We start from the raw sequence: 13,962 nt of genomic DNA on the forward strand, positions 1-13,962 counted from the left end.
TGCACTGAACAAATTTTAACTGGAAATATTATGAACATCAGGATACATTTCCGAATTGAGGTACTTAAAAGGATAATTAAATGAACAAAAACTTAATAACATCAATGCTTTGTTGTTCACTATTACTAGCAGGATGCGGCGGTTCAGGCGGTGACACTACACCAGTCAATCAAGATAGCGGCAAAAATGGAAATAATGGCAACACGAATTCAAATAACGGCAACACGAATTCAAATAACGGCAACACAGATTCAAATAACGGCAACACAGATTCAAATAACGGCAACACAGATTCAAATAACGATAATACAGATTCTGGAACGGATACCACGACTAAGCCAGTCGCTAAAATTCAGGCAAGTGCCTTTGGGGAGACTGGCAACGTCATTCAGCTTAGCACTACGGGAAGTACGATCCCTGAAAATGCCGAAATAACATGGCAGTGGCAAGCCAAACCTCAAGGCAGTAACGCTCAGTTATCTAACCCCAATGCTAAGCAAGCGCACTTTACCGCTGATGTTGCAGGTAGCTACATTGTAGGGCTAACAATCAAGTCAGGTAGTAACGAATCGACAACACAGTTTGAGATCCGTGTAAAAGAAAAAACCACACCAAGTGTGAACACGCCTCCTGTCGCTGATTTCACACTCACAAAACAGGAAATTGCCATCAACGAGCATCTACGGTTAGATGCGAGCAACAGTTCAGACTCAGACGGCGATAATCTCAGTTATAAATGGCAAGTCACTGCACCTGCTAATGTTGATGAATATACATTAGTAAGCCCTAACAATAACGTTGCCTCTTTCGCCTCTAAATTTGCGGGTGAATACACCATTACTTTAACCGTTTATGATGGTAAATCATCGCATAGCAAATCGGAAAAAGTCATCGTTGTAGATAACCAGCCAGCTCTTAAAGCGGTTATTTCAGCGCCTTCAGAGGTTACATTAAGCTCAATGACTTTTGTTGAACTGAAAAGCGATGGTAGTCAGTATCAAGGCGCTGTAACACCGCTTTGGAGTTTTGACAGCAAACCGAGCGGCAGCCAAGCCGCAATGGCAACACCAAATGGATTTCTCACCTCGCTTCAATTAGATAAGGCAGGGCAATATAAAATCCGCTTTAGCCTTAAAGACAAACAGGGCCGTTTAAGTGAAGCAACCCATACCTTAACGGCCAAATTAGGCGCAGCAAACAAACCGCTTGTATTCGTCGATGTGCCAGAGTCAACCAAAATCAATGAAACCATCGAGCTTAGCGCCAAGCGAAGTAGAGATACAAGCGGCAGAACACTTTCCTTTATTTGGACGTTTGAGCCATTTGACGCCGGTTTGACCTATTCCATTACGAATGAAGATACCGACACGGTGACCTTTACGCCTCACGGAGAGGGGAGTTATCGTTATTTTGTGGAGGTAAGTAACGGTGAGCTAAGCCAAACCGCCAGTGGCGTGATAAAGAGTCACCCTGAAAATTATGGACCCACAGCGTCTATGAGCCCACAAATATCTACAGCTACGGAAGGGGAAACCAAAGTCTTTTTGGTATCCGCAGAAGATAAAGACGGCGATCCGATCACTTATCGCTGGTCGCTTGAAACGAAGCCTGAGAATAGCACTGCAGTAGTCAATAATGCTGATAATCGCGCGTCTATTACCTTCGATGAAGCTGGCAACTATGTGCTGAAATGCATCGTGTCTGATGGCAAGGTTGAACTAGTAGTTGCAGCATTCATCAAAGTAAGTGCAGTTCAAAATAGCGCTCCAATAATTACGTCGCTGGATTATCAAGGTGCACCTAAAAAAGATACAGCGCTTTGGATAACTCCAACGGTTATGGATAGCGACAGCAACGCAAGCAATTTGACCTATTTTTGGAAGGTGGTTGCTCCGTCAGGCGAAGTGATTGACAGTACCGCAGCTCATAACTCGAACCTACAATTCACTCCTGTTGCACCAGGCGACTACCAAGTAAGTTTAAGTGTTGTTGATGAAAAGTCCGCTTCCGTTGCAACTAAAACAATGACACTTTCAGTAGAATAAGGTCTCTCTACTCGATAACTTTTAAGGCTTAAGCGCTCACCTGCGGGCGCTTAAGCCTTTTTATTTAAACGGTTATGTCGGATGGAGCTAAGTGACGGATCTCCATATTGCTGATATGCGTTCCCGAAGCGTCCTCAGGACCAATTTCATCATAGGCAGACTCAACTCTGAGATAGGCTTGAGTTGCACCGAGTTCCGCCAGCTTTGTCTCGGCCTCTCGCAGCGAGTTAAACGGCGTTAGTTTGCCCTCGGCATGCATTAAGATATGCAAGTTCCCATCAGCATCTTGACCACCCGCAAGATAGTGATTTGAATCCGCGTAGCTAAGCACGATGGCATGGAGTTCTTTATTAGCGATTTTTTCTTTTAGTGTGGCAGCAAGCATAATGCTCTCCTCGTTTAACCGATTAATAATTAAACGGCCCTTGTGCGTGTTTGGTTCACCTTGATAGTCGTGAATGTGTTGTCGCAAACCTGTTGTCGTGATAAATCACGACCTACCATCCATCACGTAGGTCGAGGTGTACCTCGATAGATTTAATCGAAGGACTTATCTTTAAAACTTATCTCTCAATTGCAAGGCATGCACATGAGCTGGAATAACCTGAGAAAAGGCAGGATATCAATCCCGTACGCGGAATACTTCATTACGTTTAACTGCCATAAACGCACGCTCTATTTTACGGATTATCGGCTGGCACGATTGTTTTTCCAATCTATCTCACATAATGAAAAAAGTTTGAGTGCCGCTGGCAAACATGGGTGTTATACCAGTTGTATTAAGTAAATGATCTATCTTGAAGCGGGGAAATAGCTTTAGTAGCAAGGCAAAAATTTTGCTATTTAGTTGTTCTAAATGAGAAATTTTTAACGAAGCTAATATGCTATTTCACCCTTCAAATTGATTAGAGAATTAATTCAATTGGTATTAATGCCAGATCACTTTCATGGCTTACTAACACTTGGAAATACGCAACTTGGAAATACGCAACTTGGTAAGATTGTAGGAGAATTAAAAGGCGGAACAGCTTACCTGCTAAACACAGAATTTGGCAAAGCGCGTATTACTATCATCAGCTCAGAACCACAGAAGACAGGCATACCATTGCCCAGCATATTGCTGCAAACCCACTAAGAACCAAGCTAGTAAGCCGCATTGGTGATTACCCTTATTGGAACTCACACTTTTTATGATTGGCTAGTTAAAGGGTCTCTTCCCAACTCAGTTAACACGCTTAGATACACCGACAAGTTACCTTCCGCCATCACCTCAATGGCAAATTCACTGCACATTTTAGCGCGACCCTTACGGCCCATTTGATCTCGTAAAATCGGGTCCTGCAATAAGCGATTAAGATCTTGAGTAAACTGAGCTTGATTACCAATCGGAGCAAGTAGTCCGGTTTCATTGTGCGCAACCGCTTCGGGAATGCCACCGGCAGTAAAGCCCACGACAGGCACGCCAGATGCGCTACTTTGTAATAACGCTACGCCTAGCCCTTCCATCGATGCTGGATGTGCAACAATATCAACCGCCGGTAAAATACGCGCTACGTCTTGTCGAAATCCCACCAGCTGGACAATTTTTTGCAGCCCCAGCTCATCTATACGCGCTTGATACTGTTGCAGCTTTGGCCCTCGGCCAAACAGTAATACACGTAAATTAGGATGCTCAGCAATGAGTTGTTTGGCTGCACGCATAATCACATCCTGCCCTTTGCGCTCTATCAGTTGCGCAAAATTAGCCACAACCAAGGCATTTTGTGGTAGTTCAAACTCATCAAGCAGCCATTGCCGCTCCGCACTATTTGGTGCAAAGCGCTCGGTATCGACGGCACTGTGGACTAACTTTACTTGCTCAGAGGCAACACCTTGTGAGAGTAATACTTGGCGGATCCCCTCTGAGATAGCGATAACTTTATCGTAGGCTGGGTACTTTAATTTTGACCACCAGCGTGGCTCGGTGTTGTCGACTCGTCTCGATAAAATAACAGGAACATTAAGCAACTTAGCGGCAAGTAATCCCCAAGTATCAACCCCTCGACGGCTGTGAATATGAACACAATCAGGCCGATGATGGGCAATAGTCTTTCGTAAACGCAAACATTGCATGACATCGAGATCGCCTGCCATTTTCACAGGCTCCACAACAACTTGCTTATCAACGGCTGCAATCATTTCACTATTAGGCGGGCAAACCAGTACGTTCTCAATGCCCTTTTGCTGTAACGCTTGGGTTAAATACACCACTTGCTGTGCGCCGCCATATAAGTGACGACCCGCTTCAATATGCAGAACTTTCATAGCACTTCTCCTAGTGCGCTCGACACTCTTTGTGGCGTGAGCCCCACCATACAATCAAAACGAGCCTCACAGGTTGGCCGGCGTTTGCATGGTGAGCAAGCAAGTTTATCGCTCAACACGCGACCATTTGGATTAAAGGTGTTTTCATACGGTAAGGTTGAACCAAACAATGCAATAACCGGGGTATGATGCGCCATCGCCATGTGAGTTAGCCCTGTATCAACGCCAATCACACCTTTTGCTCCCCGAATGATCTCGCTGCACTCAAGCAATGTCGTTTTCCCAGTTAGATTAATGATCCCCGGCATCTGTTTTTCTAAGCGCTCGCTATGAGCGATATCACTTGGTCCACCCAATATAATAATATGCGCACAAATAGACTGATTTACTTGTTTATACAACTCACGCCAATGCCCATCTACCCAGTGTTTCTGTGCTCTCGTTGTAAACGGACAAAACACCACATAAGGTTGACCTTGAGTATGCTCCAATAGCAGTGCTTTTGTGTGTTGTTGTGTCTCTTTCGAGGCAATAAGCGAGTATTGAAATGCCGTTTCTGGCGCACCAAAAAATTTCGCTGCAGCTCTGTATTCCGAGCTGATATCAGCAGACCAAGGCGAGGTCACTACCTTATTCATAAGCCACTGACTGCCCTCGCGACTATTGATCCCAACCTTATATTGAGCGCCACTTAGCCAAGCTAGCACGCCACTTTTAAGGAGTCCTTGGGCGTCGAGCACTAAGTCAAATTGTCGACTAGCCAACTGCTTTTTAAAGCTATTAACTAGCTTAAGTAGCGCTATGATCCCTTTTGCTTTTCGCACTTTTTGCCATTCATTACGAGGCCACAGGATCACCTCATCTAGCAATGGATTTTGTTGTAGCAAGGTCGCGCCAGCAGGCTCTGCTAACCAGCTCAGTTTTGCTTCTGGGTAACGTGCCTTTAGTGCAGAAATAAGACCTGACGCCATCACGATGTCACCAATGGCACTGAGTCGGACAATAAGGATATTGTTGTATTGCATTGTTATCTGATCACCATTGGATGTAATCGGGTACTATGGACTGGCCGTTGCGCTTGTTTTAACTGATATAAAACTTGCAATGTGGTTTTGTGTAGTGCGCCATTATGCTTTGCGATAGCAGCTTGCCCAGCCTGTATTTGTTGTACTGTTGCAGCACTATTTTGCCAAAAGCCGATGACTTCTTTAGCTATTTGCTGTGGTTCGTTACCCTCAACAAGTGCACCAGCTTGACTCAGCGGCGCACATATATCTTCACAATTTCGTCGACTACTTCCCATTACGACGGCAGCCCCTTGGACAATGGCTTCGGCAGGATTATGACCACCGAGCTTAACTAACGAGCCACCGATAAAGGCAACGTGGGCATCACGATAAAACGCAAATAGTTTGCCCATCGTATCGAGCAGATACACTTGCGTATTTGCCGTTAGTGTTGGCGCGTGCGAGTAACGCTGACAGCTCAGCCCGCTTGCTTGCAGCTGCTGCCATACCTCATCAAATCTTTCAGGATGACGCGGTGCGATAATTAGCTGAGCTGCTGGATTTTGCTGTAACAACTGTTTGTGCGCTGCGACCACCGCTATTTCTTCAGTGTCATGCGTGCTCCCCGCAATCCATGTCAACTGAGAGGGTTTTTGCGTTGGGTCGGCATGTTTAAGCTCTGGCCAATCGTACTTGATATTACCGCACATCATCAGTTTTTCTGGTGGTACACCCAACTCGCGAAAAGCTTGATAACTTAGCTCACTTTGCGGCAGAATTTTATGCACCTTGGACACCATAAAGGTAAAAAGACCTAACATGTTGGCATAACGATTTTTTGATCTGTCGGTCATGCGAGCATTTACCAGCATCACTCGACTGCCTTGGTTGCGCGACTGGCGAATAAGGTTCGGCCACCACTCCATCTCAACCGACATGGTCAATACCGGATTAAAATGCGTCAAGAACGCACCAACCGTCAATTGAAAGTCCAGTGGCAAATAAGTATGAATGACTTGCTCCCCCCAGTTGCGCTCAATATAGTTGGAACCCGCAACCGTGGTACAAGTAAAAACAATGGGTAAATGAGGATGCTGTTTACGCAGCTCAGGAATAAGTTTAGCAATGGCGGCACATTCACCAACGGAGACGCCATGTAAATGAATACAGGCGGGTAAACGCTTACAATCGTAGACACCTAAGCGCTGTAAAAAGTGCCTTTTATAACCCGGTTTACGTAGCCATTTTTTTAATAAGATCAGCGCAATCAAAGGTAAACACAACAACAGGATACTGTTATAAACACCAATCCAAAGTGAATTAGCTGATCTTCTACGAAGACGAGAGGTTGTCTTAACCTTAGCCATAGCTACACCTTGTTATTCAAGCCTGAATTAACCCCAGTGTAACTATGGTTTTTGACACTAAATTGACAGCGAGTCATACCAATTTGCTTTATTAAGTGGCCTATTTAAATATTAAGCCAAATTGCTATCAGCTACTCGTAGCGCAGCGCTGATGAGGGGCGCCGGCTTGCAACCTTGTAGGTAACGAGCACAACGGTAAGCCAAGTAAGCAAGATCACAAGTAGGCCTGCGATTCCATAAATCCATATAGATTGATTTATCCGCTCATTAAAGCGATTAAGCCACTCACCAACTAGCCAATACGTCAGCGGGACCGCAAGTACCATACTCAATGCAGATAACCACAAATACTCTTTAGCAACCAAGCTAATTAACCCAAGACGTGTAGCGCCTAACACTTTACGGATAGCTAATTCCTTTTCTTTACGCAAGGTAGTAAATGACGCTAACCCAAATGTTCCGAGTAAGGTCAGCAATATAGCTAAAGGACTAAAGATAGATAGCATGGTAAGCGTATAAAGTTCATTCTTGTGGGCCGCCAAGAACTCATCATTGAGAGACTGAACTTCTATATCACGACGATTGAGATGTGCAGCAAGGACTTGTTCAATTTCAGTGATCACGTTATCTGGATCAATGCCTTCAGCGATTTTTAATACCACATTTGCAGTTTCACCATCAACATGACCAAGCATCAATGAAGTAGGTTGTACTGCATTATTCACGGAACCAATTCTGATATCCTCAACTACGCCCACAACCTTGGCTGTCAACTTTCGCCTTGGTACGGTAACAGTGACGCCGATTACCTCATCAAGCTTCTCATATCCCGCTAAATGAGCCATTTTCTTGGTTATCAGGATAGCGACATGCGCTTCTCCATTTTGCTGTTCACGATACCAATCTCCAGTGTAATCGCGACTAAAGCCTCGCCCAGTAATCAGCTTTAACCCGAGTACATCAATCACGTCATAACCCGTATTGATTACTGCTAACATGCCGTCATAGGTTTCGCCATTTGGCCAAGTGTAATGCATCCCACCGTTAATGGCGGTTGCATAATTGGTATCGCTCAATGTCCAACCAGCCACACCTGAGATCTGGCCTAACTCATCAAGCAATGCGTTTCCTTGTTGCTGATAAATCAGCTCTGAGGGCAATTCTCGAATGATAATTCGCTGTGCTTTTTCGTAACCTACATCCAACTGTTTTACCAGCATCATTTGTTGATAGAGCATGCTGATAGCTGCTATCAGCCCTACGCCAATCGCACCTTGTAAGCATAAGGTTATTTTGCGGATCCTTGCTGATGAACGCCCTCGACTAAAATCGCCACTTAACACTTTTTTCGCGCCAAATGACGAGATAAATAAAGCTGGATATAGCCCAGAAAATAAACCAACCACAGTCAATGTAATTACAAGACCGAGCATAAATAGAGAGTTGTATACCAATGTCAGGGGCTGCGCGATTAACTGATTAAAGTGCGGCAATGCCAACTCAACGATTACAACCCCTAAAAACCCTGAAAACAGCACAATCAGTAACGATTCTGACAGGAATTGTGTGACGAGTTGCGACTTACTGGCACCTAGCGCTTTACGTATGCCGACTTCTTTAGCACGCTTTGCAGCACTGGCAATATTGAAGTTAATAAAATTAGCGCTGGCTATGATCACAAGTAAAGTACTCAGCACAACGCTCACTTGCAGTGCCAAATAAGACCCGCCTTGCTTCATCTCTACGGTGCCATTGGTGTGAAAATGCAACTGGGTCAATGGAATAAACTGAAACTGGATGTCTTTGAAGTTCGGGTTTTTAGCTCTTTTTTGCATCTCGCGCGTCATCTCTTGCGCTAACGCGTTAGGATCTGCTTCTGGCTGCAACTTTAAATACACATGACTACTAAAAGGACCGCGCTGCAATTTGGGTAAGTACATCAGCACATCAAAATCAAAGTGTGTATTTGCTTCTAAATCCGCAAAAACAGCAGCCACTTCATAGCTTCCCCCATCGTATTCAAGTTGCCTGCCGATAACATCTGTGTCGCCAAACAAGCGCTTTGATTCTGTCTGGCTAAGGGCGATAAGATTGGGCTGAGAAAGAGCCTGAGTTAAGTCTCCATGTAATACAGAGATATTCACAAACTCAGCCAAATTTGGCGTCGCAACATACGCCTTTTTGAGCTTAAAGCGCTGATCTTTAACCTTCACGATATCCGCCATTGGTTCGCCACTATATTGTAACGATTCAATCCGACTAATAATCAACAGTTCCTTTATTTGACTGTGCTTTTGCATCAGCAGCGGCATTCTAGGGTCAATCGCACCGCGCACGCCCACACCCACAGAACGCAAATCTAAATGTACTCGATAAACATTATTTGCATCAGGCTGATGTTTATCAACAATCAACTGACTTTGAGCAAATAAAGCCACGATAATTGCAGCAGCAATTCCAATGCTGAAACCGATGACATTGAGCAGTGTGTGTAGCTTTTGTTTTTTACTTACCCGAATTGCCGTACTCAAATATGAAGTGAGCATAGAAGATCCTTTTTAGTTATTTTTTATAAAGATATCCAGTACAAAGTCACTTGATTTTTCCACTTTCGATTGTGACTCACTTTTAAAAAATGACTGCTTGTAGCAGTATATTCACACCATTCAAAAGCAGAAATGGTCGTGCCGATATTGGCGATGAAAACACCAAAGAATAAATGATGAAAGCGGCCTAAATTAGGCCGCAATTTCTTGAGTGATTACCAATTTAATTTACTCATATCGCAAGATCAGCGACGGACGCGTACTCGCGGCTTTAAAGGCAAGGGTCGCCACAGTCAACCAAGTGATACCGGCAACCACCAAGGCTGCTGCGCCATAAACCCACATTGCTTGCTCAATGCGGTCATTAAAGTTTGCAAGCCAATCACCAACGAGCCAATAAGTTACCGGATAAGCAATGGCGATACTGACTCCCACCAAAATCAGGAACTCTTTTGCTAAGATATTCACAATGCTTAGCCGTGATGCCCCCAAGACTTTGCGTACAGCTACTTCTTTTTGACGGCGAACCGTTGCAAAGGATGCTAATCCAAAAGTGCCTAAACAGGTTAAGAATACAGCTAGCGCGGTGAAGATAAGTACTACCTTAGAGATACGCTCATCACCACTAAGTACCGCCCTATAACTGTCTGAAAGTAGATTTATCTCTGGTTCATACACGTTTGCGGTTTTTGCCAACACACTAATCAAGTCTTGTCGAATCTGTGCTAAATACTGCGGGTTAATCGTTAAGATTACTTCAGATGTTGGATTAAAATAAGTAAACCCCAATAAAAACATAATATTAGAACTCGCTTCTTGTGCATTCCCCACTTTGACGTCAGCGACGACGCCAACCACTCGCATCTCTACGTTGCGGCCAGTATCTTTGATAGTTTTGCCAATAATATCTGCAACATTACTGTAGCCAGCTTGCTTAGCGACCGACTCGGTAATAATGGTGCCTATTGTGGTTACGCCGTTAACTCGATTTGACCAATCACCGGCAAACTCTCGGCTAAAGTCTCGACCTGCAAGTAGCGTTAACCCCAGCCCTTTGACTACCTCGTAGCTTGTGCCAATAACTGGCGTTAAGGATTGCGACTGTTCACCATTTGGCCACGTTGGTACTAGGGTGTTATTAATCGAGCGAGTCAGCTGCGTATCTATCACACTGATATGTTCAACGCCCTCAATCGCCGCGAACTGTTTAACTAATGACGTTGGCGCTTTTGTAAAAGCCGCTTTAACGGGCACTTCTGAGACCACCAAACGCTGTGTGGTTTCGTAACCAAGCGGTAAATTTTGCAAATGTGCCAACTGGTACTGTAGCGTTATCGAAGCAATAATTAACCCAACCGCAAGTGCTGCTTGTACAGTTAAAAGACTTTTGCGCACCCAAATCGCGGTACTCCCACGCTGTAAATCTCCGCTTAGTACGCGTTTAGCACTAAAAGATGAGATAAAAAATGCAGGATAGAGACCCGCCAACAAACCCACGATGACGGCAACCGCGACTACTACGACACTAAACATAGATGCATAATCAATACTTAATTCACGGCCAACTAGATTGTTGAAACTTGGCAATAGTAGCTCGACCAAAACACAGGCTATTGTCATTGCAAGCAATGACACGAGTACAGACTCAGATAAAAACTGTGCAACTAATTGCGACTTGCTGGCACCAAGTGCCTTGCGTACACCCACTTCTTTTGCACGTTTGGTCGACTGTGCAACCGTCATATTAATAAAGTTAAAGCCAGCGATAAGGATCAGCAGCACGCTTAAACCAACACAGATCATCACCACTTGTTTCGCACCACCCACTTTCATTTCAAACGGCGACTTTGCAGTAAAGTGAAGCTCCGTTAAGGGGTGTAATTGCAGCGATAAGCGACCCTTAAAATCACCGAAATAATATTTCTCAGTCAGTATGCTTTCCAAAGCAATAACATCTGTTTGCGGCGCCAATCTTAAATAAACATAACTAGAAGTTATATCCGTATTGACTGGATCATGCTCTACAGACACTAGGTTTTTAAAGCCAAAATGCGTGTTTTCAGGTAAATCTGTAAATACTGCACCTACCGTATATTGGCCGTTTTTATGCTGTAGAGTCTCGCCAACCACGTTTGTGCGACCAAAAATACGCTGAGCTTCTGAACTACTCAATGCAATGCTATTCGGTACACTCATGGCGCGACTTAGACTACCTGCCACCGTCTCCATATCGATAAAATTCTCGATATTTGCAGTTGCGCCATAAAGGTCATTCAGTTTAAAACCTTGATTTTTTACTGTCACATCTACTTCAGCTTCGCGAGTAAACTCCACCATCGTCAGCGCAAAAACCTCTTCAACTTGGCTATATTCAAGTGCTCGAGTGCCATTGATGTAATTAAAAATAGGAACGACCCCAAGCCCTAATTGCGAATAGTCTTGTGCAATTCGATACACACGCTCAGCATGAGGTTGCTGGCTATCGTAAGATAGTTCATTTTTTGCAAACAGTGCGACCAAAATTGCCGCGGCTAAGCCCACACTAAGCCCAAGTACATTTAAAATAAAATGCTGTTTTTGCTGCTTAAAAGCACGCAATGCTGTTATTAGATAATTCACTATCATCGTTATGCCACCTCTGATTTTTGTGGTTGCACCACCGTGTTGGCTTTGTCTAACATCACTTGGCCATCGAGAAGGCGTACAAGTCTATCCGCGTATGACCCCTCTTTTTCTGAGTGCGTTACCATGATCACGGTTGTGCCTTCGCGGTTTAGCTCGCGTAACATCGCCATGACTTCTTCGCCGTTTTTGGAGTCCAAGTTACCCGTTGGCTCATCCGCTAAGATAAGTTTAGGGTTAATAACCAGCGCTCTTGCAACCGCCACACGCTGCTGCTGACCACCAGAAAGTTGCTGTGGTAGGTGATCAGCGCGGTGGTCGATGGCAACGCGTTTTAAAATCTGCTCTACACGCTGCTTACGTTCACTTTTTGAGATATTTTGGTATTGCAGCGGTAGCTCGACATTTTCAAACACAGTCAGCTCATCAATCAGGTTAAAGCTTTGAAATACAAAACCAATAGACGCTTTACGTAGCTGTGAGAGCTGCTTTTCGCTATAGCCCGCAATGTCCGTGCCCGCAAACTCAAACTGCCCAGATGACGGTGAATCCAACATCCCTAGGATGGACAATAAAGTAGACTTACCACACCCAGACGGGCCCATGATGGCGACAAACTCACCTTCATTAACAGTTAGGTTAATATCGTTTAGCGCAGTCGTTTCAACGTCTTGAGTACAAAATACACGGTTTAGGTTAGTTAGTTTTATCATTGTTATATCCTTAGAAATTGAGTTGTTGCGCTTTGTCGAAGTTGCTATAGCTTGAGGTGATCACTTGCTCACCTTGTGATAAACCATCTAACACTTCGTAATAATCTTGATTCTTTTTACCTAAGCGAATGTCACGACGCTCGGCGGTTTTGCCATCACTTGCCAACACGTATACCCAATTACCGCCAGAGCTTGTAAAAAAGGCACCGCGTTTTAGCAATAAGGCATTTTCTTTGTTGCCGCCAAGCATCAGTTCGACATCTATGCTTTGGCCGCGTTTAATGTCGCTTTGGCCGCTTGGTAACGCCACTTCTACCTGAAATTGTGATTGCGTTACACGGCTATCAATTTTGCTCACCTTGGCACTGACTAAGCCACTGTCTAACATCACATTCACTGCCATATCCGGTTGTACTTGATTTAAATAAAACTCATCAAGGCGGACAACCAACTTGTATTCATTCGGAATGTCAATTTGGCCTAACCGTGCCCCTTTACTCTTTGACTCACCGATTTCAACATCCAGCTCACTCAAGTAACCCGATACCGGCGCTTTGATCAGTAGGTTTTCGAGATTTTGACGGGCAAATTGCAAGTTCTTCTGTAACATCTCAGCACTGTCTTCTAGCTGTTCTACTTGCACTTTACGAATTGAATTTTCCTGCGCTTGGCGCTCTAACGTCAGCTCCTTTCGGGCCTTGTAATACTGTAAATCGTCTTCGATTTCAGACAATCTGTCAGTTGCCAGCACACCTTTTTCAACGAGTGGCCTGGATTGCTTATAACGACGTTCCAAATGGCTAATTTGTAAGTCAATTTCCAGCAAGTCACGGCGTAAATTAAGGCGACTGGTTTCCATGGTCATTTGGGTGTTTCTTAGGAAGTTAAGCTGCTCTGTTACTTGTGCTTCGCGACTCATCACGTCTAGCTGTAAACTGGTATTGCTCAATCTCACTAATGGCTGACCCGCCTCAACAAACTCACCCTGCTCCACCAAACGCTCTTCTACTTGACCACCCGCGATGGTGTCTAGGTAAATCGTGGTTTTTGGTACGACTTGACCACGCAAGCTTAGCGCGTCCACAAACGCCCCTTTGCTTACGGTACTCACCGTAAGGCTACTCAGTGCGAGATTTTGACTACGACCTGAAGAGGCTGTGTTATTGAATGCCAGTGCCGCTGCTGCAATGCTCAGTAGTACACCACCTGCCACCGCTTTCTTAAGATGTTTTTGCAATCCTGAACGCTCTATTTTCTTATCCATAATCACGCCTCTTGTTGTTAGTCGGTTAAATCGTTTTATCGAATATGTATGACTAATATCAAACACCATGCCAAGCTTAATTTTATTAGTAATT

Annotated in this window: 10 protein-coding genes; 2 read left to right on the plus strand and 8 right to left on the minus strand. The window is 44.4% G+C overall.

From position 1 onward, the window contains the following. Positions 1-80: 80 nt before the first annotated feature. The gene (locus GSF13_RS23945) at positions 81-2,045 is read left to right on the plus strand and encodes a PKD domain-containing protein (RefSeq protein WP_211867326.1); all 1,965 of its coding nucleotides are present in this window, start codon (positions 81-83) and stop codon (positions 2,043-2,045) included. Positions 2,046-2,109: 64 nt separating this feature from the next. Here the strand turns inward: GSF13_RS23945 and GSF13_RS23950 are convergent, their stop codons facing one another. Beyond that, positions 2,110-2,430, minus strand: coding sequence for a DUF6482 family protein (locus GSF13_RS23950; RefSeq protein WP_010377676.1), 321 nt, complete (start codon positions 2,428-2,430; stop codon positions 2,110-2,112). Between the two features lie 546 nt (positions 2,431-2,976). On the opposite strand from GSF13_RS23950, the gene GSF13_RS23955 reads away from it, so the two are divergent. Continuing rightward, positions 2,977-3,180, plus strand: a complete 204-nt coding sequence (locus GSF13_RS23955; protein WP_249122733.1) for a transposase — start codon at positions 2,977-2,979, stop codon at positions 3,178-3,180. 53 nt (positions 3,181-3,233) lie between these two features. Here GSF13_RS23955 and GSF13_RS23960 read toward each other — a convergent pair whose 3' ends face one another. From GSF13_RS23960 to GSF13_RS23990, 7 genes are all read right to left on the minus strand, one after another. Beyond that, positions 3,234-4,349: a glycosyltransferase gene (locus tag GSF13_RS23960; protein ID WP_211867328.1), complete on the minus strand. Its 1,116-nt coding sequence runs from the start codon at positions 4,347-4,349 to the stop codon at positions 3,234-3,236. Further along, on the minus strand, positions 4,346-5,374 hold the full coding sequence (locus tag GSF13_RS23965) for a glycosyltransferase family 9 protein (protein WP_211867330.1): 1,029 nt from the start codon (positions 5,372-5,374) through the stop codon (positions 4,346-4,348). Before GSF13_RS23965 ends, GSF13_RS23960 begins: the two co-directional genes overlap by 4 nt. Positions 5,375-5,376: 2 nt before the next feature. After that, positions 5,377-6,723: a 3-deoxy-D-manno-octulosonic acid transferase gene (locus GSF13_RS23970; protein ID WP_174170178.1), complete on the minus strand. Its 1,347-nt coding sequence runs from the start codon at positions 6,721-6,723 to the stop codon at positions 5,377-5,379. A gap of 131 nt (positions 6,724-6,854) precedes the next feature. Continuing rightward, the gene (locus GSF13_RS23975; protein ID WP_211867332.1) at positions 6,855-9,269 is read right to left on the minus strand and encodes an FtsX-like permease family protein; all 2,415 of its coding nucleotides are present in this window, start codon (positions 9,267-9,269) and stop codon (positions 6,855-6,857) included. Positions 9,270-9,497: 228 nt separating this feature from the next. Beyond that, positions 9,498-11,894, minus strand: a complete 2,397-nt coding sequence (locus GSF13_RS23980; RefSeq protein WP_102057787.1) for an ABC transporter permease — start codon at positions 11,892-11,894, stop codon at positions 9,498-9,500. A 2-nt stretch (positions 11,895-11,896) separates the two neighbouring features. Beyond that, positions 11,897-12,604, minus strand: a complete 708-nt coding sequence (locus GSF13_RS23985; protein WP_102057788.1) for an ABC transporter ATP-binding protein — start codon at positions 12,602-12,604, stop codon at positions 11,897-11,899. Between the two features lie 10 nt (positions 12,605-12,614). Beyond that, on the minus strand, positions 12,615-13,868 hold the full coding sequence (locus tag GSF13_RS23990) for an efflux RND transporter periplasmic adaptor subunit (protein ID WP_174170176.1): 1,254 nt from the start codon (positions 13,866-13,868) through the stop codon (positions 12,615-12,617). Positions 13,869-13,962: the final 94 nt, after the last annotated feature.

The sequence above is a fragment of the Pseudoalteromonas sp. M8 genome (assembly GCF_018141365.1).
Taxonomy (GTDB): Bacteria; Pseudomonadota; Gammaproteobacteria; order Enterobacterales; family Alteromonadaceae; genus Pseudoalteromonas.